At 56.8% G+C, this 22027-nt stretch carries 22 protein-coding genes and 1 riboswitch; of the genes, 11 read left to right on the forward strand and 11 right to left on the reverse strand.

Going from position 1 to position 22027, the window contains the following annotated elements:
* Positions 1-67 precede the first annotated feature (67 nt).
* From ACTU3N_RS06230 to ACTU3N_RS06240, 3 genes are read left to right on the forward strand one after another with little or no spacing between them, the layout of a single operon-like run.
* On the forward strand, positions 68-829 hold the full coding sequence (locus ACTU3N_RS06230) for an endonuclease/exonuclease/phosphatase family protein (protein ID WP_443085274.1): 762 nt from the start codon (positions 68-70) through the stop codon (positions 827-829).
* A complete protein-coding gene (gene clsB / locus ACTU3N_RS06235; RefSeq protein WP_443085275.1) occupies positions 826-2070 on the forward strand; it encodes a cardiolipin synthase ClsB in 1245 nt (414 codons plus the stop codon). Before ACTU3N_RS06230 ends, clsB begins: the two co-directional genes overlap by 4 nt.
* Positions 2070-3035, forward strand: a complete 966-nt coding sequence (locus ACTU3N_RS06240; protein WP_443085276.1) for a lysylphosphatidylglycerol synthase domain-containing protein — start codon at positions 2070-2072, stop codon at positions 3033-3035. The genes clsB and ACTU3N_RS06240 overlap by 1 nt, the downstream gene beginning before the upstream one ends.
* Before the next feature lie 62 nt (positions 3036-3097).
* Here the strand turns inward: ACTU3N_RS06240 and ACTU3N_RS06245 are convergent, their stop codons facing one another.
* The 6 genes from ACTU3N_RS06245 to moaA all read right to left on the reverse strand — a co-directional run bounded on the left by ACTU3N_RS06245 (position 3098) and on the right by moaA (position 6552).
* Positions 3098-3805 carry a Bax inhibitor-1/YccA family protein gene (locus ACTU3N_RS06245; protein ID WP_443085277.1) on the reverse strand — a complete coding sequence of 236 codons (708 nt, stop codon included), beginning with the start codon at positions 3803-3805 and terminating at the stop codon, positions 3098-3100.
* Between the two features lie 46 nt (positions 3806-3851).
* Positions 3852-4304, reverse strand: coding sequence for a molybdopterin synthase catalytic subunit MoaE (moaE, locus tag ACTU3N_RS06250; RefSeq protein WP_443085278.1), 453 nt, complete (start codon positions 4302-4304; stop codon positions 3852-3854).
* A 1-nt stretch (position 4305) separates the two neighbouring features.
* On the reverse strand, positions 4306-4551 hold the full coding sequence (gene moaD, locus ACTU3N_RS06255) for a molybdopterin synthase sulfur carrier subunit (protein ID WP_443085279.1): 246 nt from the start codon (positions 4549-4551) through the stop codon (positions 4306-4308).
* Entirely contained in the window at positions 4544-5029 is a 486-nt protein-coding gene (gene moaC / locus ACTU3N_RS06260) for a cyclic pyranopterin monophosphate synthase MoaC (RefSeq protein ID WP_443085280.1), read from the reverse strand. The genes moaD and moaC overlap by 8 nt, the downstream gene beginning before the upstream one ends.
* A 3-nt stretch (positions 5030-5032) precedes the next feature.
* On the reverse strand, positions 5033-5545 hold the full coding sequence (gene moaB, locus ACTU3N_RS06265; RefSeq protein ID WP_443085281.1) for a molybdenum cofactor biosynthesis protein B: 513 nt from the start codon (positions 5543-5545) through the stop codon (positions 5033-5035).
* Positions 5546-5562: 17 nt separating this feature from the next.
* Positions 5563-6552: a GTP 3',8-cyclase MoaA gene (gene moaA / locus ACTU3N_RS06270; protein WP_443085282.1), complete on the reverse strand. Its 990-nt coding sequence runs from the start codon at positions 6550-6552 to the stop codon at positions 5563-5565.
* Positions 6540-6674: riboswitch (molybdenum cofactor riboswitch) on the reverse strand. Its footprint overlaps the gene before it by 13 nt.
* A gap of 270 nt (positions 6675-6944) precedes the next feature.
* On the opposite strand from moaA, the gene yvcK reads away from it, so the two are divergent.
* The 4 genes from yvcK to pmrB all read left to right on the forward strand — a co-directional run bounded on the left by yvcK (position 6945) and on the right by pmrB (position 11379).
* A complete protein-coding gene (gene yvcK / locus ACTU3N_RS06275) occupies positions 6945-7853 on the forward strand; it encodes a uridine diphosphate-N-acetylglucosamine-binding protein YvcK (protein ID WP_443085283.1) in 909 nt (302 codons plus the stop codon).
* A 108-nt stretch (positions 7854-7961) separates the two neighbouring features.
* Positions 7962-9599 carry a phosphoethanolamine transferase EptA gene (gene eptA, locus ACTU3N_RS06280; RefSeq protein ID WP_443085284.1) on the forward strand — a complete coding sequence of 546 codons (1638 nt, stop codon included), beginning with the start codon at positions 7962-7964 and terminating at the stop codon, positions 9597-9599.
* On the forward strand, positions 9596-10273 hold the full coding sequence (pmrA, locus tag ACTU3N_RS06285; RefSeq protein WP_443085285.1) for a two-component system response regulator PmrA: 678 nt from the start codon (positions 9596-9598) through the stop codon (positions 10271-10273). The genes eptA and pmrA overlap by 4 nt, the downstream gene beginning before the upstream one ends.
* A complete protein-coding gene (gene pmrB, locus ACTU3N_RS06290) occupies positions 10273-11379 on the forward strand; it encodes a two-component system sensor histidine kinase PmrB (protein ID WP_443085358.1) in 1107 nt (368 codons plus the stop codon). The genes pmrA and pmrB overlap by 1 nt, the downstream gene beginning before the upstream one ends.
* A gap of 129 nt (positions 11380-11508) precedes the next feature.
* Here pmrB and uvrB read toward each other — a convergent pair whose 3' ends face one another.
* A complete protein-coding gene (uvrB, locus tag ACTU3N_RS06295; protein WP_443085286.1) occupies positions 11509-13530 on the reverse strand; it encodes an excinuclease ABC subunit UvrB in 2022 nt (673 codons plus the stop codon).
* Positions 13531-14281: 751 nt separating this feature from the next.
* Between uvrB and ACTU3N_RS06300 the strand changes: the two genes are divergently transcribed.
* Complete coding sequence (locus ACTU3N_RS06300) at positions 14282-15004, forward strand: ABC transporter ATP-binding protein (protein ID WP_443085287.1); 723 nt, start codon at positions 14282-14284, stop codon at positions 15002-15004.
* On the opposite strand, the gene bioD is transcribed toward ACTU3N_RS06300, so the two are convergent.
* From bioD to bioB, 4 genes are read right to left on the reverse strand one after another with little or no spacing between them, the layout of a single operon-like run.
* Positions 14946-15668, reverse strand: coding sequence for a dethiobiotin synthase (gene bioD, locus ACTU3N_RS06305; protein WP_443085288.1), 723 nt, complete (start codon positions 15666-15668; stop codon positions 14946-14948). The two genes, ACTU3N_RS06300 and bioD, sit on opposite strands and share 59 nt — an antisense overlap.
* A complete protein-coding gene (bioC, locus tag ACTU3N_RS06310) occupies positions 15661-16410 on the reverse strand; it encodes a malonyl-ACP O-methyltransferase BioC (protein ID WP_443085289.1) in 750 nt (249 codons plus the stop codon). Before bioC ends, bioD begins: the two co-directional genes overlap by 8 nt.
* Positions 16397-17551 (reverse strand): 8-amino-7-oxononanoate synthase, encoded by a 1155-nt coding sequence (bioF, locus tag ACTU3N_RS06315; protein WP_443085290.1) that lies wholly within the window; start codon positions 17549-17551, stop codon positions 16397-16399. Before bioF ends, bioC begins: the two co-directional genes overlap by 14 nt.
* On the reverse strand, positions 17548-18588 hold the full coding sequence (gene bioB / locus ACTU3N_RS06320) for a biotin synthase BioB (protein WP_443085291.1): 1041 nt from the start codon (positions 18586-18588) through the stop codon (positions 17548-17550). Before bioB ends, bioF begins: the two co-directional genes overlap by 4 nt.
* 86 nt (positions 18589-18674) lie before the next feature.
* Between bioB and bioA the strand changes: the two genes are divergently transcribed.
* From bioA to ACTU3N_RS06335, 3 genes are all read left to right on the forward strand, one after another.
* A complete protein-coding gene (gene bioA, locus ACTU3N_RS06325; RefSeq protein WP_443085292.1) occupies positions 18675-19967 on the forward strand; it encodes an adenosylmethionine--8-amino-7-oxononanoate transaminase in 1293 nt (430 codons plus the stop codon).
* A 25-nt stretch (positions 19968-19992) separates the two neighbouring features.
* Entirely contained in the window at positions 19993-20472 is a 480-nt protein-coding gene (locus ACTU3N_RS06330; protein ID WP_443085293.1) for a kinase inhibitor, read from the forward strand.
* A 115-nt stretch (positions 20473-20587) separates the two neighbouring features.
* Positions 20588-21871: a putative acyl-CoA thioester hydrolase gene (locus ACTU3N_RS06335; RefSeq protein WP_443085294.1), complete on the forward strand. Its 1284-nt coding sequence runs from the start codon at positions 20588-20590 to the stop codon at positions 21869-21871.
* Positions 21872-22027 lie beyond the last annotated feature (156 nt).

The following is a 22027-nucleotide window of genomic DNA, read 5'->3' on the forward strand; positions in this document are numbered from 1 at the left end:
CCCGCCGCTTTTTGTGACAGGGACTACAATTTATTTCACGAGAGGACGTGAGGCTGACAGGAGAATTATGACCCAACAAGCGCGACATTTTTCATTGAAAGTTCTCACTATCAACATCCACAAAGGCTTTACCGCGTTTAACCGGCGCTTTATTTTGCCGGAGCTGCGTGACGCCGTTCGTACCGTCAGCGCGGATATTGTCTGCCTGCAGGAAGTGATGGGCGCGCATGAAGTCCACCCGTTGCACGTTGAGAACTGGCCTGACACCACCCACTATGAATTTCTCGCCGATACCATGTGGAGCGACTATGCCTACGGGCGTAACGCGGTCTACCCGGAAGGGCATCATGGTAACGCCGTCCTCTCACGATACCCTATCGAATCCTATGAGAACCGCGATGTCTCCATCGACGGCAGCGAGAAGCGCGGCCTGCTCTATTGCCGCATTGTGCCACCTGACTTTGGCCGACCCGTGCATGTGATTTGCGTGCACCTGGGGTTGCGTGAAGCGCATCGTCAGGCGCAACTCACGATGCTGGCGGAGTGGGTCAACAGCTTTCCTGAAAACGAACCGGTGCTGGTGGCAGGCGATTTTAACGACTGGCGGCAGAAAGCGAACTATCCCCTTAAAGCCCAGGCCGGGCTGGAGGAGATTTTTACCCGTGCGCGCGGCCGCCCTGCCCGCACCTTTCCGGTCAGTATGCCTGTGCTGCGTCTTGACCGCATCTACGTCAAAAATGCGAACGCCAGCGCGCCGACCGCGCTATCGCTACGTGACTGGCGTCATTTGTCCGATCATGCTCCTTTAAGTGCGGAGATCCATCTATGAAATGTAGCTGGCGAGAAGGCAACCGCATCCAGTTACTGGAGAATGGGGATCAGTATTACCCGGCGGTGTATAAGGCCATTGATCAGGCCAAACAGAAAATTATTCTGGAAACCTTTATCTGGTTTGAAGACGAAGTGGGACGCGAGTTGCAGCGTGTTCTGCTGCGTGCCGCCCAGCGCGGCGTGAATATTGAAGTGTTGCTGGATGGCTACGGCTCGCCGGATCTGAGCGACAACTTTGTCAACGAACTCACCGCCGCCGGGGTGATATTTCGCTACTACGATCCGCGCGCGCGCCTGTTTGGTATGCGTACCAACGTGTTTCGCCGTATGCACCGCAAAATTGTGGTGATTGATAATACCGTGGCGTTTGTTGGCGGCATCAACTATTCAGCCGAGCATCTGAGTAATTACGGCCCGGAAGCCAAGCAAGATTACGCCGTACGCGTTGAAGGCCCGGTGGTGGAAGATATTCTGCAATTCGAGCTGGAAAATTTACCGGATAACGCATCAACCAAACGCTGGTGGCAGCGCAGGCGCCATCTGCCGCAAGAGAATCACCAGCCAGGCGAAGCCCAGGCGCTGTTTGTCTGGCGGGATAATGATGATCATCGCGACGATATTGAGCGTCACTATTTAAAGATGCTGGCGAAAGCCAAACGCGAGGTGATCATTGCGAATGCCTATTTCTTTCCCGGCTACCGCCTGCTGCACGCGATGCGCAATGCGGCCCGTCGCGGCGTGTGCGTGAAGCTTATCGTTCAGGGTGAGCCGGATATGCCCATTGTGAAAGTGGGTGCCGAGCTGCTTTATAACTACCTGTTAAAAGGTGGCGTGGAAGTGTATGAGTATTGCCGCCGCCCGCTGCACGGCAAAGTGGCGCTGATGGACGATCACTGGGCGACGGTCGGCTCCAGTAATCTTGACCCGCTGAGCCTGTCGCTGAATCTGGAAGCCAATCTGATTATCCATGACCGGGCGTTCAATCAGACCTTGCGCGAAAATTTACAGGCCATTATCGACCACGATTGTAAACGGGTGGATGAATCGATGGCGCCGAAACGCACCTGGTGGAATCTGGGGAAAAGTATTGTGGTGTTCCACTTTTTACGCCACTTCCCGGCGCTGGTGGGCTGGCTGCCTGCGCATACGCCACGACTGGCGCTGGTGGAGCCGCCGGTACAGCCGGAGATTGAAACCCAGGATCGGGTGGAGACGCAAAATTCGGGGGCGAAACCCTGATGGCAAAATCACACCCGCGCTGGCGTCTGGCCAAAAAAATTCTGACCTGGCTGTTTTTTATCGCAGTGGCAGTGCTGCTGGTGCTGTATGCGAAAAAGGTGGACTGGGAAGATGTCTGGAAGGTTGTCCGCGACTATAACCGCACGGCGCTGCTGAGCGCGGTCGCGCTGGTTATCGTCAGTTACCTTTTGTATGGCTGTTATGACCTGCTTGCCCGCGCGTATTGCGGGCACAAGCTGGCGAAACGCCAGGTGATGCTGGTGTCGTTTATCTGCTACGCCTTCAACCTGACCCTGAGTACCTGGGTGGGCGGTATTGGTATGCGCTATCGCCTCTACTCGCGCCTGGGGCTGCCGGGCAATACCATCACGCGTATTTTTTCTCTGAGCATTACCACCAACTGGCTGGGCTATATTTTGCTCGGCGGCATCCTCTTTACCTTTGGCGTGGTGCAGCTCCCCGCCCACTGGTATATCAATGAAACCACGTTGCGCATCATTGGCGGCGTCCTGTTGTTAATTATCCTGATTTATCTGTGGGGCTGCGCCTTTGCAAAACGCCGCCATGCGACGATAAAAGGCCACAAACTGGTGCTGCCGACGTGGAAATTTGCCGTGGCGCAGATGGTGATTTCCAGCGCCAACTGGATAGCAATGGGTACCATTATCTGGTTGCTGTTGGGTATGCAAGCCGACTTCTTTTTTGTGCTGGGCGTGCTGCTGGTGAGCAGTATCGCCGGGGTGATAGTGCATATCCCGGCGGGTATCGGCGTGCTGGAGGCGGTGTTTATCGCGCTGCTAAAAGGCGAGGATGTGTCGCAGGGAACGATTATCGCCGCGATGCTCGCCTACCGCGTGCTCTATTACTTCCTGCCGCTGTTGCTGGCGCTGGTGTGTTATTTGCTGCTGGAAAGCCGGGCGAAAAAACTGCGGGCAAAAAACGAAAAGGCGATGGCGAAAGGCTGAGTAATACCGTTTGCTCGCGGCAAAAAAATCCCGGCCAGTAGCGCCGGGATTTTATTATGCGTTTAGCGGCGGTTGCCGAAGATGCGCAGCAGCATCAAAAACAGGTTAATAAAGTCGAGGTAGAGGGTCAGCGCGCCGAGGATGGCGTACTTGCGCAGCTGTGAGTGGTCACTGACATTAATTTGCTCGCCCATATTTTTGAGCTTCTGGGTGTCGTATGCCGTCAGGCCGACAAAAATGACCACGCCTGCGTAGGTGACAATCCACATCAGCGTTTCGCTTTTCAGCCAGAAATTAACCAGTGATGCCAGAACAATACCAATCAGCCCCATAAACAGCATGCTGCCCATGCCGCTCAGGTCGCGTTTGGTGGTGTAGCCATACAGGCTCATCGCGCCGAACATCCCGGCGGTCACCACAAACGTCGCGGCGATAGACTGCGCCGTATAGAGCAGCAAAATGCTGGAAAGCGTCAGGCCAGTTAGCGCGGAATAGAGCATAAAAAGCGTGGTGGCGACACCCGCGCTCAGCTTCTGGATAAGCCCGGAGAGCACAAATACCAGCGCCAGTTGTGCGATAATCAGCCCGAAGAAGGTAACGCGGCTGGCGAAGACCATTTGCATTACCGCTTCGCTGCTGGCGGCGTACCAGGCCACAAAAGCGGTCAGTAACAGGCCGCACGTCATCCAGCCATACACCTGCGCCATATAGGTTTGCAAGCCGGTTCGGCTTTGCTGGACTATTGAGTCCGAACGAGGAAAACGGTCCATAATCACTCCTGATCGATGGGAAAACTTCCTATAAGGTTAACACAAATTACCAGCGCTTCGCGGCCTGGCGATCGCTATCGCGCGCTTCCACCCAACGCTCGCCCTGCAACGTTGCTTCCCGCTTCCAGAACGGCGCGCGGGTTTTCAGATAATCCATGATAAATTGCCCGGCCTCAAACGCGCTGCTGCGGTGCGCGCTGGCAACGCCGACGAAGACGATTTCGTCGCCCGGCCAAAGCTCGCCGACGCGGTGATAAACCGTTACCCGCCCCAGCGGCCAGCGGCCGCGCGCTTCATCGACGATTTCCGCCAAAGACTTTTCCGTCATCCCTGGATAGTGCTCAAGGGTCAGCGCGCTGACGCTATCGCCCAGATTATGATTGCGCACTTTACCGGTAAAGGTGACGACCGCGCCATCTTCATCGTGCGCCGCCAGCCAGGCGTACTCGTCTGCAATGTTAAACGCCGCGCGCTCAACGCAAATCCGTGTCTCGCCCATTTCAGCCTCCGGTGACCGGCGGGAAGAACGCCACTTCATCGCCGCTTTGTAAAGGATGGCTGAAATCCACCAGCGTTTGATTAACCGCCGCCAGCAGTTTGCCGTCTTCCAGCGCCAGCGCCCAGCGATCGCCCTGCGCTGCCAGATGCTGGCGCAGCGCCTCTACAGAGGGAAAAACGGTGTCGGTTTGCATACTGTCGCAGCCGACAAGTTCACGCACCTGCGCGAAGAATAAAATGTTAATCATCACTCTCTACCCTGAAATCTCCCGATTTGCCGCCGCTTTTTGCCAGCAGGCGCACCGGGCCGATAGTCATATCTTTTTGTACCGCTTTGCACATATCGTAAATCGTCAGCGCCGCAACCGAAGCCGCCGTCAGCGCTTCCATCTCGACGCCGGTTTTGCCGGTTAAGCGGCAAAGGGACTCAATCCGCACGCGGTTGTGCTCCGGCTGCGCCTGTAACTGCACTTCGACTTTGCTTAAAAGCAGCGGGTGGCACAGCGGGATCAGCTCCCAGGTGCGTTTTGCCGCCTGAATCCCGGCGATCCGCGCCGTGGCGAACACATCGCCTTTATGGTGACTGCCGTCGATAATCATCGCCAGCGTTTGCGGTTGCATGGTAACAAAGGCTTCGGCACGCGCTTCGCGCACGGTTTCTGCTTTCGCCGACACATCAACCATGTGCGCTTCGCCATCGGCGTTAATGTGGGTCAGTTGCGACATAACTTACTTCTTCAGATGAGGATGGAAATTACACGGGCGCGTGCGGGCGTCCAGTTGCGGGGCAATAATGTTTTCCCACGCGGTGCGGCACGCTTTGGTGGAACCCGGCATGGCAAAAATCAGCGTTTTGTTGGCAATGCCCGCCACCGCCCGCGATTGCAACGTCGCGGTGCCAATCTCTTCAAAAGAGAGCATGCGGAACACTTCGCCAAAACCGGCTATTTCGCGATCGAACAGCGGCAGCAACGCCTCCGGGGCCTGATCGCCCTCGGTTAAACCGGTGCCGCCGGTTATCAGCACCACCTGCACATCATCGCTGGCAATCCATGCAGACACCTGGGCGCGAATGGCGTAACGGTTCTCTTTGACAATGGCTTTGCCCACCAGCTGATGCCCGGCCTCGTGGGCCGCATCACGTAGATAATGGCCGGACGTGTCGTCTTCTTCACCACGACGGTTCGATACCGTCAAAATCGCTATCCTTACCGGGATAAACTCAGCGCTAACCTGGCTCATGTCACTCTCCTTGCGGCTTAGCCGCCGATATATGAAAGGTTTTGCGTAATGCCGGTGTCGCCCTGATGCAGGAAGTGCGTCTGCTTTTTATGGGTTAAGGCCTCGGCAATACGCTGCTCCAGCATCGGTTGCTGCGCGTCCGTTTGCAACAGATCGCGCAACGCCACGCCGCCATCGCCAAACAGGCACAAATGCAGCTTGCCGGTAGACGACACGCGCAGACGGTTACAGCTGGCGCAGAAATCTTTTTCATACGGCATGATAAGGCCTATCTCGCCGGTGTAATCCGGGTGGCAAAAAACCTGTGCCGGGCCGTCGCTGCGCTGGCGCAACTGATGGATCCAGCCACGCTTAAGCAGCTCATCGCGCAATACCATGCCTGAGAGATGGTGCTTGCGGAACAGTTCGCTGCCCTCGCCGGTTTCCATCAACTCGATAAAGCGTAACTGGATAGGGCGTGATTTGATCCACGCGAGAAAGGTGTCAAGCTGGTGATGGTTCACGTCGCGCATCAGCACGGTGTTGACTTTGACTTTGGCAAAGCCCGCCGCGAACGCCGCATCGATACCGTCCATCACCTGACGGAATTTATCCTGCCCGGTGATAGCGTGAAACTGGCGGGCATCGAGGCTATCGACACTGACGTTAATCGCAGTCAGCCCGGCCTCACGCCAGTGGGCAACGTCACGCGCCAGGCGATAGCCATTGGTGGTGACGGCAATCTGGCGAATGGCGCTGTTTTCATGCACGGCGGCAATGATATCGGTAAAATCGCGACGCAGAGAGGGTTCGCCGCCGGTCAGGCGCACTTTTTCCGTGCCCATCGCGCTGAAGGCGCGGGTCACCCGGCGAATTTCATCGACGCTGAGGAAGCCTTTATTGCTCACGCCGCCCGGTTTGTAGCCGTCCGGCAGGCAGTAGGTGCAACGAAAATTGCACACATCGGTGATCGACAAACGTAAGTAGTAGAACTTACGCGCGAACGCATCAGTAAGTTGTGAAGCCATGTACACCTTTCCAAATACGGGAGATGCAGTCATTTCTTCCTGCACCCTGGTGACGGTATCGCCACGGCCAGAGCACCCTATTTTTCAACGTAGGCACCAAGGCTTGAGTGTATGTCCCTGGGTTTTTCGGATAATTATCCGAAATACATTAGGGTTAAGTTATCAGTAACACTAAGATTGATTAAGCGGATAGTAGCGCGTTCAGCACCCTTTCGCCAGAATCAATATCGCTATATAAAATCGTATATAGCGACATGATCGTGCACTTTCGCTACAGAGTACGTGAAACATCTGTTTTTGCTTTGATATGTGTCATTTTCCGCTGTTCGCGGCATCGTCTTTTGGTGGTATTTACGCTACCGTAGCGCGATAAATATTTATAAGGAATGATTATGCGTAATCGCACACTTGCAGACCTGGATCGTGTTGTCGCGCTTGGCGGCGGGCATGGCCTCGGGCGTGTGATGTCTTCTCTTGCCTCGCTGGGATCACGGCTTACCGGTATTGTTACGACCACGGATAACGGCGGCTCTACCGGGCGCATCCGCCGCTCGGAAGGCGGTATTGCCTGGGGTGATATGCGCAACTGTTTAAACCAGCTGATCACCGAACCGAGCGTGGCGTCGGCGATGTTTGAGTACCGTTTTGGCGGTAATGGCGAACTTTCCGGACATAACCTCGGAAATTTAATGTTAAAGGCGCTCGACCACCTCAGCGTGCGGCCTCTGGAAGCGATAAATTTAATTCGTAACTTATTAAAGGTGGATGCTTTTCTGATCCCGATGTCAGAGCAACCGGTTGATTTAATGGCAACAGACAGCGAAGGGCATACGGTTTATGGCGAGGTCAATATCGACCAGCTTCATGCGCCGGTGCAAAATTTAATGCTGTCACCGCCCGTTCATGCCACGCGCGAAGCGGTTGAGGCGATTGCCGAGGCCGATCTGATTGTTATCGGGCCTGGCAGTTTTTACACCAGCCTGCTGCCGCTGTTATTGCTTGAGGATTTGGCCCAGGCGCTGCGCCGCACGCCCGCGCCGGTGGTGTATATCGGTAACCTGGGCCGTGAGCTAAGCCCGGCTGCGGCCAGCCTGACGCTGGCGGATAAGCTCGCGATTATGGAGCAGTACGTCGGTAAAAAAATCATTGATGCCGCCATTGTCGGGCCAAAGGTTGATGCCAGCGCGGTGACAGACCGGCTGATTATCCAGGAAGTGCTGGAAGCCAGCGATATCCCCTATCGCCATGACCGCAAGCTTCTGCGCGCGGCGCTGGAAAAAGCGGTGCAACAATTAGGGTGATACCCCGGCGAGTGACTGCCCCCTCGCCGGGCATTTCTTAACATCTTAAGGTTGTCTTAAAAAACCCCTGTCAGCATAGCGGTATTCTATGTTGAGACAGGTCATTGTATGTTCCGTTTTCCCCGGCCAGCCCTGAGCCGTACTGCATTTATTTCTCTGTGTGCGCTTTTTATTGCGCTGGCCCTGAATGTGGCATTCTATCGCCAGGCATTCAGCTTATTACCGGTAAATTCTTTGCATAACGCGCTGGTCTTTCTCTCCATGCCAGTGGTGGCTTTCAGCGTAATTAATAGTGTGTTATCGCTGGCCGCTTTCCTGCGTCTCGATAAAGTGGTTGCCAGCGTATTTATTATCGCCAGCGCCGCCGCACAATATTTTATTATGACCTTCGGAGTGATCATCGATCGCTCGATGATCGTTAATATCCTGGATACCACACCGGCAGAAAGCTTTGCCCTGCTGTCAGGCAAACTGATATTAACGCTGTTATTTACCGGCGTGCTGCCGGTGATTATTGTCTGGTGGATAAAAATAAAACCCGCACGCAGCACATTGCGCAGTATTCTTTCGCGTGTTGTCAGCCTCTTTATTTCTGCGCTGCTTATCGCGCTGGTGGCGCTGCTGTTTTATAAAGATTACGCCTCGCTGTTTCGTAATAATAAAGAGCTGGTGAAATCCCTAAGCCCGTCCAATACTATTGCTGCATCTTTGTCATGGTATTCCCACAATCGCATGGATAATTTGCCGCTGGTACGCTTAGGGGAAGATGCCGTACAGCGCCCGGAAATGCGTAATGGCCCGCGTAAAAACCTGACCATATTAATTGTTGGTGAAACCTCCCGGGGGCAAAATTTCTCTTTAGGCGGCTATGAGCGGGAAACGAACCCGCGCCTGAAACAGGACAAGGTGATTTATTACCCCAACACCACCTCCTGCGGCACGGCCACGGCGGTGTCGGTTCCTTGTATGTTTTCCGGTATGCCGCGTGCGCATTACGACGACAGTCTGGCGCATCATCAGGAAGGATTGCTGGATATTGTTCAACGCGCGGGTATTCAGGTGTTATGGAATGAAAATGACGGCGGGTGTAAAGGCGCGTGCGATCGCGTGCCGCACCAGGATATGACGCAACTGAATTTGCCAGGTTACTGCATTAATGGCGAGTGCCAGGACGAGGTATTATTTCACGAACTGGCGCAGTATATCGATACATTGCACGGCGACGGCCTGATTGTATTACACACTATTGGCAGCCACGGACCAACCTATTACAACCGCTACCCCAGGGAATTTCGCCGGTTTACACCGACGTGCGATACCAATGAAATCCAGTCCTGCTCACGGGAACAATTAGTTAATACTTATGACAATACGATTTTATATGTCGACTATATTGTTGATAAGGCGATTAAATTATTGCAATCGAAGCAGGATAAATTTACCACCAGCCTCGTGTATCTCTCCGATCATGGTGAGTCGCTTGGGGAAAATGGCGTCTATTTGCATGGGCTGCCTTACGCTATCGCCCCCGAAGCGCAAACCCACGTGCCGATGCTGCTCTGGCTGTCTGACGATTACCAGAAGCGTTACGGGGTGGACAGTCAGTGCCTGCAAAAACAGGCGCAGGCACAGGCTACGTCGCAGGATAATCTCTTCCCGACAATGTTGGGTATACTTGGCGTCAGCACGAAGGTCTATCGTGCCAGTGAGGATTTATTAACACCGTGCCGGGAGCAGGCAAAATGAAAATTCTGGTGATTGAAGACGATGCCCTGCTGTTGCAGGGGCTCATCCTGGCCATGGAGAGTGAGGGCTACGCCTGCGACGGCGTGGCGACGGCAAAGGAAGCCGCGCTGTGCCTGGCTGCAGGCCACTATAGCCTGATAGTGCTTGATTTGGGCCTGCCGGATGAAGACGGCCTGCATCTGCTGGCGCGGCTGCGCCGGGAAAAATATACCCTGCCGGTGCTGATCCTGACCGCCCGCGATACCCTGGATGACAGGGTTGCGGGCCTGGATACCGGTGCGGATGACTATCTGGTGAAACCGTTCGCGCTGGACGAACTGAATGCCCGTATTCGCGCGCTACTGCGCCGCCATCATAACCAGGGCGATAACGAAATCACCCACGGCGATCTGCGCCTTAACGTCACGCGCCGCCAGGCGTGGCTGGGGGAGCAACTGCTGGAGTTGACGCCCAAAGAGTACGCCCTGCTTTCGCGCCTGATGTTAAAAGCCAACAGCCCGGTGCACCGGGAAATTCTCTACAACGATATTTACAACTGGGATAACGAGCCTTCCACCAATACCCTGGAAGTGCATATCCATAACCTTCGGGACAAGATAGGCAAGTCCCGCATTCGCACCGTGCGCGGCTTTGGCTACATGCTGGTGCAGGCGGCGACAAGGGATTGCACGTGATGACGCTGTTCCCCTTCAAAAGCAGAAGTATGCGCAGCCGCCTGCTGCTGACCATCGGCGGCATTCTGGTGTTTTGCCAGTTAATCAGCGTGTTCTGGTTGTGGCATGAGAGCGAAGAGCAGATCCAGCTTCTGGTCGAAAGTGCTGTCACTGAACACAACAACCACAAACAGATTGCCCATGAAGTCCGCGAAGCGGTCGCCAGCCTGCTGGTGCCAAGCCTGCTGATTGTGGGCCTGGCCTTGCTTATCTGTATGCAGGCGGTGAAAACCATCACCCGACCGCTTTCAGAGCTGCAACGCGAGCTGAATAAGCGCACGCCGGATAACCTGCACCCCATCACCCTGCACAATAGCGTGAGCGAAGTCGAGGCGGTCACCTCATCGATTAACGAACTGGTTTCACGCCTGACCCTGACGCTGGAGCGGGAGCGCCTGTTTACCGCAGACGTTGCGCATGAGCTGCGCACGCCGCTCGCCGGGCTGCGCCTGCATCTGGAGCTGATGGCAAAAAGCAACAAGATCAATGTGGAGCCGTTAATTCAGCGCCTCGATCAAATGACGGAAAATATTGGTCAGCTGCTGCAACTGGCCCGCGTCGGCCAGTCGTTCTCCGCGGGCAGCTACCAGCAAGTGATGCTGCGCAACGATGTGCTGCTTCCCCTGCGTGACGAACTGGAGACTATGCTTGCCAGGCGGGAGCAGCGGCTGGTGCTCGCACAAACCCAGGACATGGCGGTATCCGGCGATGCCACGCTGCTTCGCGTACTGGTCAGAAACCTGGTGGAGAATGCGCACCGTTATAGCCCGGCAGGTTCGACTATCCATGTGCTGCTGGAGCAGGGTGACTCGCCGGTGCTGGCGGTGGAAGATGAAGGGCCTGGCATAGATGAAAGCCGCAGCGGCGAGCTGAGCAAAGCGTTTGTGCGCATGGATAGCCGCTACGGAGGGATCGGGCTTGGGTTGAGCATTGTGTCGCGCATCGCGCAGTTACACAACGCCCAGTTCTTTTTGCACAACCGCCAGGATGCATCCGGCGTGCGGGCATGGGTGAAATTTCACCCTGCCCTGCGCCAGCTTAATAGCTCAGCACCCAAAGATGACTAAAGCCAATAACAATCGCCAGAGCAAATGTAACGGCAAAGAACTCACGAAATTTAAATTGTTGCATCACACTACCTCCACTTAACTGGAGGTAGTGTGCCCGGCGAATATTAAGGGAACATTAAGCAAGGCTCAGGAGGCGGCGATAAACAACTCGCGCAGTTGATGCAGCTGATCGCGCACGCTGGCAGCCTCTTCGAACTCAAGGTTTTGCGCATGCTCCATCATCTTGCCTTCCAGCTCGTGGATTTTCTGTTGCAGCGCTTTCGGAGAGAGCGCCAGCTCGGCGGCTTCCACCTGCGCAGGCGTGCGGGACTTGCCGCGCCCTTTCGCACGCGTCTTCGCCAGCCCCTCGCCCAGCGCCAGAATATCCACCACTTTTTTGTTCAGCCCCTGCGGCGTAATGCCGTGCTCTTCGTTATAGCGCTGCTGTTTCTCGCGGCGGCGTTCGGTTTCGCCAATCGCCTTCGCCATCGACGGGGTGATTTTATCACCATAGAGAATGGCCTTGCCGTTTACGTTTCGCGCCGCACGGCCAATGGTCTGAATAAGCGATCGCTCGGAGCGCAGGAAGCCCTCTTTGTCAGCATCAAGAATCGCCACCAGCGACACCTCCGGCATATCCAGCCCCTCGCGCAGTAAGTTGATGCCGACCAGCACATCGAACTCGCCAAGACGCAAGTCACGGATGATTTCCATACGCTCGACGGTATCAATGTCCGAGTGCAGATAGCGCACCCGCTCGCCGTGCTCCTCCAGGTACTCCGTGAGGTCTTCCGCCATGCGTTTGGTCAGCGTCGTCACCAGCACGCGTTCGTTAATTGCCGCGCGTTTGCGGATTTCCGACAGCAGGTCATCTACCTGAGTCGCCACCGGACGCACCTCAATCACCGGGTCAAGCAGGCCGGTCGGACGCACCACCTGATCGACAACGTCTTCACCGGATTTTTCCAGCTCGTAATTGCCCGGCGTTGCCGAAACATAAATGGTTTGCGGCGCCAGCGCTTCGAACTCTTCAAATTTCAGCGGGCGGTTGTCCAGCGCCGACGGCAGACGGAAACCATACTCCACCAGCGTCTCTTTACGCGCCCGGTCGCCGCGATACATTCCGCCGATTTGCGGGATAGTGACGTGGGACTCATCGACCACCAGCAGACCGTCTGCCGGGAGGTAATCAAACAGCGTCGGCGGCGGCTCGCCCGGCCCGCGCCCGGAGAGATAGCGGGAATAGTTTTCGATCCCGGAGCAGTAGCCCAGCTCGTTCATCATCTCCAGATCGAACTGGGTGCGCTGGCTGAGGCGCTGTTCTTCCAGCAGCTTGTTGTTTTCCAGCAGCGTTTTACGGCGCACGGCCAGCTCATCTTTTATCTCCTCCATCGCCTGCACGATACGCTCGCGGGGCGTGACGTAGTGCGTTTTCGGATAGATGGTAAAGCGCGGGATAACGGACTCAATATGCCCGGTCAGCGGGTCAAACAGCGACAGACGCTCAACTTCTTCATCGAACAGCTCCACGCGCAGCGCCAGGTCATCAGACTCCGCCGGGAAGATATCGATAACCTCCCCGCGCACGCGGAACGTGCCGCGCTGGAACGCCTGATCGTTACGCATATATTGCAGCTCCGCCAGGCGGCGCAGGATCGCGCGCTGATCGATAATCATGCCTTTGGTCAGATGCAGCATCATTTTCAGGTAGAGATCGGGGTCGCCCAGACCGTAGATAGCGGACACCGACGCCACCACCACCACGTCGCGGCGCTCAAGCAGGGCTTTGGTGGCCGACAAACGCATCTGTTCGATGTGCTCGTTCACCGACGCATCTTTTTCAATAAAGGTGTCCGAGCTGGGGACGTAGGCTTCCGGCTGATAGTAATCGTAGTAGGAAACGAAGTACTCCACGGCGTTCTCCGGGAAGAACTCTTTCATCTCGCCATACAGCTGCGCGGCCAGCGTTTTGTTCGGTGCCAGCACCATCGTCGGGCGCTGGAGATCGGCAATCACGTTCGCGACGGTGAACGTCTTCCCTGAACCGGTAACACCCAGCAGCGTCTGGTGTGCAAGGCCGTCTTCCAGCCCTTCCTTGAGGCGACGTATAGCTTCAGGCTGATCGCCGGAAGGACGAAAAGCGGAATTCAGTTTGAACGGTTTACTCATGAACGGCTACCTGGTGAAGGAATGAGCGGGCAGGTAACCTATTTTACTCACCAGCGTGACTTTTGCCAACCTGTAATACTGGATGAAAAAACAGTGGCGTCTACGAAAATTTGTACTAAGTACGGCCCTCACGGCGATTAGCTTCTGAAATTTACGCTCCGGCCAGATAAAAACGCCCCGCTTTAGGGTTATCCCCAGAAATTTTCCTGGATTAACATTTGTCAAGCACGCGTTTGAAAGTTTTGTGGCAGCCGGTGACACTTTTCTTACAGGCATTGATTTTATTTAACGTGTTGATTTAAAAAACAAAATATAAAAAGCTGTGTTTCGCGTCAATTCAGACGCAGGCCGCGCAGTTGCTCGCTTGTAGCACGTTTTCTAACTCTAATGCACAAGGTTATCCACAGGAATAGTGGATAACTGCCGCCAGGCCGGACTGCCAGCCTTCCGCCAAATTCCTAATTTACCTGGCGAAGCGGCGCACAAAAAAAATTTATTGATTCTTTTTGCTACCGATCCGGGAAAACAGCGCCGGATCGGCTTGCGATCCGCCTCACAAATTGTTGCTTTAATGCACCACCATTCGCCACGGTAGCACTGGCAAAGTGCAGCATTTTATTATTTGATCCGCTTTTCATCGCGCCGCAGGGCGATCTTCTACTGGTTATGTCCGAAAAAACCGTCTTTTGCTCACAATGGCAAGCCTTTTGCACATCATTCCTGTCAGCCTGACCCCAGTGAGGAGTGAATCATGTTGAGCTTGCGTGCAGTCAATCAGTTCTACGGCGATCGGCATATTTTATGGAACGTGGATCTCGATTTACTTCCCGGTGCCTGTACGTCAGTCATCGGCTTGCCCGGTATGGGTAAAACCACGCTGATTAACTGTATCGCGGGATTTCTGCCGGTGGAGAGCGGCAGCATCATCTGGCAGGAAGACGGTGAAATCGCGCAGGATTTGCACCTGATGCAGGCGGCTCACCGTAGCGCGCTGGGCATTGGATATGTGCCGCAGGACCGGCGCATCTTCTCGCAACTGACCGTGGAGGAGAACCTGCATATCGCGGTCCTCGCAGGCGGCGATGCGGGCAACAGCCTGCGCCAGGATATTTATGACCTGTTGCCGGAGCTGTATGCGCTGCGCAAAGCGAAAGGCGCGGAACTGGCCGACGATCTGCAACAGCAGCTGGCCGTGGCGCGGGCGCTGATGACCCGCCCACGGCTGTTGATCCTCGATGAACCGACGCGCGGGCTGGGCCAGGCGTTTATCCATAAGCTGGGTAACTTAATTGTGCGGCTGAATCAGGAGTTCGGAATGACTATCCTGCTCGCCGAAGAACGCCTCTCCTTTATCCGGCGAGTCACGGATCGTTTTTATCTGCTGCACCGGGGGCGCAACGTGGCCGAAGGCAGCATTAAGCAACTGGACGACCCACGGCTTCTGCAATGGATGACGCCGGAGCCAGCACGCTAAGATCCAGGTAATGACCCAGCGTCTCCTGTTCCGCCGCCTGGCCAAGCCAGGGGATCTCGCCAATGCACGGTGCCGGTAACATGCGCCGCAAGGTCGCCAGATACTCCGCGTGCCGCTTGCCCGGCACCTGCACATCGTTGGCTATCCAGCCTGCCAGCCGAAGCCCTGCCTGCAAAACGGCCTGCGCGGTGAGCACCGCATGGTTAATACAGCCCAGTTTCACCCCAACCACCAGGATGACCGGCAGGCGCTCCTGGGTGACCCAGTCGGCAAAGGTCAGCGTCTCTGAGAGCGGCGTAAACCACCCGCCAGCACCTTCCACCAGTAGCCACTCGGCCTGGGCTTCCAGCGTGCGTAACCCGGCAGACATCACGGCAGCCTCAATGGCAACGCCCGTCTGTGCGCTGACAATGTGCGGCGAGGTGGGTTCTTCGAAGGTGAACGGATTAACCGTCTCATAGGCCAGCGGCAGGCTGCTGTTACGCTGTAGCGCCAGCGCATCGCTGTTACGCAGCCCTTGTGCGGTCATCTCACTGCCGGACGCCACCGGTTTGTAGCCTGCGCTGCGTAACCCACGTAGATTCGCCGCCTGTAATAAGGCGCAGCTGGCGACGGTTTTACCCACTTCGGTGTCCGTTCCGGTCACAAAATAGCGCTCAGTCACGGGTGATTACTCCCCAAAAAAGATGATAGGTCAGCGGGCATTTGCCCTGCTGTTGCGGCCAGGCCAGCTGCAAGCGCTGCAATGCGCCGCGTGTCAGCCCTTTTTGCCTGCCCGCGTGAAGGTGTGTCGCGCCGATACCTTTCAGCGAGCGCAGCGCGCTGGCGGCATCATCAAAGCAGAGCGTGACGCGCTCAGTCCCCTGACGCAGCCGAAAACCGTGCAGCGCCTGCCCGATGGCCTGCGGCGTTAAAAAACGGTTGGCATGCGGGCGGTCATCAACCGCGCGCCAGGCCTGGTTGAGTTCCGGTAACGAGGCGTCCACCAGGGTGGTAAACGCCACGCTGCCGCCGGGCTGCGTCACGCGGTATAACTCGCTGATGGCCTGGCGCAGGGAGTCGCACCACTGCACCGCCAGGTTGCTCCACACCAGCGAATAGTGGCTGCCTGCCAGGGGCAGCGCTTCAATATCCCCCGCCACGTAGTGCTGCGCGCTGTGCCGCTCGCGCGCGGCGCGCAGCATCGGCGCAGAGAGATCGAGCGCCGTCACTTCGCTGCCCTGCTCACGCCAGTAACGGCTCATCGTCCCCGGCCCGCAGCCTGCGTCCAGCACCCGCGCGGGCGTTTGCGCGCCGAGCTTCGCCAGCAGCAGATCCGCACTCAGGCGCTGCAATGTGTCGTGCTGCGCGTAGCTCTGCGCCGCGCGACCAAAGGCGGCGGCCACCGCCTGTTTATTCACCGCCATGCAGCGCCTCCAGTAACCGGTCGATATCCTCACACTCATGCGCGGCTGTTAGCGTCAGGCGCAGGCGCGCGGTGCCAGGCGGCACCGTTGGCGGGCGGATCGCCGTCACCCAGCAGCCTTGCTGGCGCAGGCGTTCTGCCAGCTGTAATGCGCGCGCATTTTCACCGACAATCAACGGCTGGATAGCGCTTGCGGAGTCCGTCACCGTCATCGCCAGCCCTGTTGCGCCCTGGCGAAAACGGGCAATTAATGCACGAAGATGCGCCCGGCGACGATCGCCCTCCTCGCCACGAATCACCTGCAGTGCCGCGCTCAGCGCCGTTGCCTGCGCGGGCGGCATCGCGGTGCTGTAAATAAGATGGCGGGCGAATTGCAGAAAATAATCCGCCACCGAATGGCTGCACAGCACCGCCGCGCCGCTGACGCCGACGCCTTTACCAAAGGTGACCACCAGCAATTCCGGGCGGATACCCTGCGCATAGCAGCTGCCGCGCCCCTGCTCGCCAACAACGCCCACACCGTGCGCGTCGTCAACCATCAGCCAGGCCTGTGCCTGCCGCGCTGCGCCCGCCAGCTCTTTAAGCGGAGCGCTGTCGCCATCCATGCTGAACACCCCTTCGCTGACCACCAGTTGCTGACCCGCGCACGGTTTTGCCAGCAATGAAGCCAGATGCCCGACATCGTTATGCACGAATCGCCGCAATTGTGCCAGGCTTAGCGTAGCGGCTTCGAGTAAGGACGCGTGGCTGAGTTTGTCGGCAACAATCCTGTCGTCACCGCCGGTCAGCGCCGTAATCACTGCCTGGTTTGCCGCGAAACCTGAAATAAACAGCAGCGCGCGATCATAGCCGAGCCACTCAGCAAGTTCGCTCTCCAGCGCCTGGTGCGCCGTGGTGTAGCCGCTGACGTGGCCCGACCCGCCGCTGCCGACGCCGTAGCGCTCTGCGCCCTGCTGCCAGGCGCGGATCACCGCCGGGTGCTGGCTCAGGCCGAGGTAATCATTACTGGAAAAGTTGCAAAAGTGCTGCTCGCCCAGCGTCAGCCAACGCCCGGCGCCCTGGTCAACGGCGCGGCGCGTGCGAAGGGCATGCTGCGCGCGACGCTCGTCAAGCGCCGCGTCAATGCGTTGCTGCCAGCTCATAGGGCGGCGGCGTTGTAATACTGGTCGGTATCGGCGTGCAGAAGCTGCGCTTCAAGCTGCTGTTGCTGCTCGTTGTCGCCATTGAGTACCTCGGTTTGCTGAGGATTCAGGCCAAGTTTGCGAAACAGTTGCAGGTCTTTGTCTTCTTCCGGGTTTGGCGTGGTCAGCAGTTTGCAGCCGTAGAAAATAGAGTTCGCCCCGGCCATAAAACACATCGCCTGCGTCTGTTCATTCATCTGCTCGCGACCGGCAGAAAGACGCACGTGGGAGGTGGGCATCATAATGCGGGCCACCGCAATGGTGCGGATAAAATCAAACGCGTCGACGTCGTCGTTTTCCGCAAGCGGCGTGCCTTTTACTTTTACCAGCATATTAATTGGCACGCTTTCCGGCGGCGTGGGCAGGTTTGCCAGTTGCAGCAGCAGCCCGGCGCGGTCTTTCACCGTTTCGCCCAGGCCAACGATACCGCCGGAGCAGACTTTGATCCCGGCGTCGCGCACTTTATCCAGTGTATCGAGACGCTCCTGGTAGGTGCGTGTGGTGATGATATTGCCGTAGAACTCCGGGGAAGTGTCGAGGTTATGGTTGTAGTAATCCAGCCCGGCCGAGGCCAGCCGCTGCGCCTGATTTTCGCTCAGTGTGCCGAGCGTCATACAGGCTTCCAGGCCCAGCGCTTTCACCCCTTCGACCATCTGTTCCAGGTACGGCATGTCGCGATCCTGCGGGTTTTTCCACGCAGCGCCCATGCAAAAACGGGTGGAACCGGCTTGTTTTGCTTTGCGGGCAGAGTCCAGCACCTGCTCTACTTCCATCAGGCGCTCGGCTTCCAGCCCGGTTTTGTAGCGCGCGCTCTGCGGGCAATATTTGCAGTCTTCCGGGCAGGCTCCGGTTTTAATCGACAGCAGCGTGCTGACCTGCACCTGGCGTGGGTCGAAATGCTGGCGGTGAACCTGCTGCGCTTCAAACAGCAACTCTAGCAAAGGTTTTTCAAAAAGTTCGGTAACTTGCGACATCGTCCAGCGTGCGTGGTGAGCCATTGGGCTTCTCCAAAGGGTGTTGTAAAATCGTTATTGGGTGTAGACTCGTAAACCTAAAACTTTTTAATTTGGTTTACAAGTCGATTATGACAACGGACGATTTAGCCTTCGATCAACGCCATATCTGGCACCCTTACACTTCAATGACCTCTCCTTTGCCGGTTTACCCGGTGCAATCCGCCCAGGGCTGCGAGCTGACGCTTGCCAGCGGCGAGACGCTGATTGACGGTATGTCGTCCTGGTGGGCGGCGATTCATGGCTACGGTCATCCGGCGCTGAATGCAGCAATGAAAGCGCAAATCGACGCCATGTCGCACGTGATGTTCGGCGGTATAACCCACGCTCCGGCTGTCGCGTTGTGCCGTAAGCTGGTGGCGATGACGCCTGATGCGCTGGAGTGCGTTTTTCTGGCTGACTCCGGCTCGGTGGCAGTGGAAGTTGCGATGAAAATGGCGCTGCAATTCTGGCAGGCAAAAGGGCAGCCCCGGCAGCGTTTTCTCACCTTCCGTAACGGCTACCACGGGGACACATTTGGCGCGATGTCGGTCTGCGACCCGGACAATTCCATGCACAGTCTCTGGAAGGGGTATCTGCCGGAAAACCTGTTTGCTCCTGCGCCGCAAAGCCGTTTTGATGGCGAGTGGAACGAGCAGGATCTGGTCGCTTTCGCCCGCGTGATGGCCGCCCATCGCCATGAAATCGCCGCAGTGATTCTGGAGCCGATTGTGCAGGGCGCAGGCGGGATGCGGATGTATCACCCTGAGTGGTTAAAACGCATCCGTAAAATGTGCGATCGTGAAGGCATCCTGCTGATTGCCGACGAGATAGCCACCGGTTTCGGGCGCACCGGCAAGCTGTTTGCCTGCGAACACGCAGAGATAGCGCCGGATATTCTCTGCCTCGGCAAGGCGCTGACCGGCGGCACCATGACGCTTTCGGCCACCCTGACCACCCGCCAGGTAGCGGAAACTATCAGCGAAGGTGAAGCAGGCTGCTTTATGCATGGCCCGACGTTTATGGGCAACCCGCTGGCCTGCGCGGCGGCAAGTGCCAGCCTGAGCCTGCTGGAGAGTGGCGCATGGCGCGAGCAAGTCGCGGCTATCGAAGCCCAGTTGCGTGCGGAGCTGGCCCCGGCGAAGGCGCTTGAGAACGTCGCGGATGTGCGCGTGCTGGGCGCGATTGGCGTCGTGGAAACTCACGCGCCGGTCGATATGGCCGCCCTGCAACGCTTCTTTGTCGAACAGGGCGTGTGGATCCGCCCGTTTGGCAAACTGATTTATCTGATGCCGCCGTATATTATTACGGCGCAGCAACTTTCGCGTTTAACCCGCGCCGTGGTAGACGCCGTTGCGCGCAATGACTTGTTCGCCCAGGCTTAAGCAGGGCTTTTGCAAAGAGGAGCAGATGATGAAGCTGGTAAGCCATGATCTACGCGACGGCGAGAAACTGCCGAATCGCCATGTTTTTAACGCGATGGGCTACGATGGCGACAATATTTCGCCCCACCTGGCCTGGGATGAGGTGCCAGCCGGGACAAAGAGTTTTGTCGTGACCTGTTATGACCCGGATGCGCCGACCGGCTCCGGCTGGTGGCACTGGGTGGTGGCAAACCTCCCCGCCGATACCCGCGTGCTGCCGCAAGGTGCCGGCTCCGGCCTTGCCGCACTGCCGGAGGGCGCGGTGCAGACCCGTACCGATTTTGGCAAAGCCGGATACGGCGGCGCTGCGCCGCCAAAAGGCGAAACGCACCGCTATGTGTTTACCGTTTATGCGCTGGACGTTGACAGAATCGATGTGGATGAAAACGCCAGCGGCGCGCTGGTTGGCTTTAATGTTCACTTCCACAAACTTGCCAGCGCCTCCATTACCGCGCTGTTTAGTTAAGAAAGTCACTACTTTTGAAGCCGATTGTGCGAATCGGCTTCCCGTTTCGCTCAACTTAGTATAAAAAAGCAGGCTTTGGGCAATTCATTTCAACTTGCATAGTCTGGAGCATCCCTTGAAGACATCATCGGTTTCCCGTCTGGCGCTGGCACTCGCTTTTGGCGTGACACTGACCGCCTGTAGCTCAACACCACCGTCTGAACGTCCTTCTGAACAAACCGCGCCGGGTACGTCCTCGCGCCCGATTCTCAGCGCCGGTGAGGCGAAAAACTTTACTGCGGATCGCTACTTTACCGCCATGACGCCTGATGGCGCGCCGTGGAAACCTTATGCTATCCGTCTGCCGGAAAAACCTGACTTCGTGGTGGGCGCAGCAGGTACGCCTGGCGTCACCCATACGTCTATTCAGGCAGCGGTAGATGCGGCTATCAATAAACACTCAAGCGAGCGCCAGTATATCGCTATTATGCCTGGCGAGTATGAAGGCACCGTGTACGTGCCCGCCGCTTCCGGCAGCGTGACGATTTACGGCACCGGCGAGAAGCCGCTGGATGTGAAAATCGGTCTGGCGCTGGATTCCGAAATCGATCCGGGCAGCTGGCGGCGCCTGGTTAACCCGTCGGGCAAATATATGCCAGGCAAACCGGCGTGGTATATGTTTGACACTTGTCAGAGCAAGCGCGCGGCAACCGTTGGCGTGATGTGTTCTGCGGTCTTCTGGTCGCAGAATAATGGTCTGCAATTACAGAACCTGACCATTCAGAATACGCTGGGTGACAGCGTGGATGCGGGGAATCACCAGGCGGTGGCGCTGCGCAGCGATGGCGACAAAGTGCAAATCAACAATGTGAATATCCTCGGTCGCCAGAACACCTTCTTCGTGACTAACAGCGGCGTGGATAACACCCTGCGCAGCAATCGCCAGACCCGTACGCTGGTGACCAACAGCTATCTCGAAGGGGATGTGGATATCGTGGCAGGCCGTGGCGCGGTGGTGTTTGACAATACCGACTTCCGGGTCATCAATTCCCGCACTCAGCAGGAAGGTTATGTCTTCGCCCCGGCAACGCTGTCGAATCTCTATTACGGCTTCCTCGCCGTGAACAGCCGCTTTAGCGCGTCCGGCGAGGGCATCGCGCAGCTTGGCCGCTCGCTGGATGTGGACGGAAACACCAACGGCCAGGCGGTCATTCGCGATAGCGTCATTAACGAAGGTTTTAATGTGGCGAAGCCCTGGGCAGATGCGGCCATTTCCGGTCGTGCTTTTGCAGGGAACACCGGCAACACGGATGAGAAAGGCAACCTGCAGCGCGAGCTGAACGATAATCAGTTCAACCGCCTGTGGGAGTTTAACAACCGTGGTATTGGCAGCCAGGTGGTTGCTGAACCCAAAAAATAATCCGCCGTCGCAGGTAACACAGCAAGGCCCGTCATTTTTATACAATGACGGGCTTTTTTGTTAACGCAGAAAGATTACTTTTTAATCGATTTCTGTATGCTTTGCAAACAACCGGAAGGGTAAATTTAGGCAATTCTTAACCTAAGGAGAGGTACA

It is taken from the genome of Vagococcus sp. WN89Y (assembly GCF_052220145.1).
In the GTDB taxonomy this organism is placed as follows: Bacteria; Pseudomonadota; Gammaproteobacteria; order Enterobacterales; family Enterobacteriaceae; genus Kosakonia.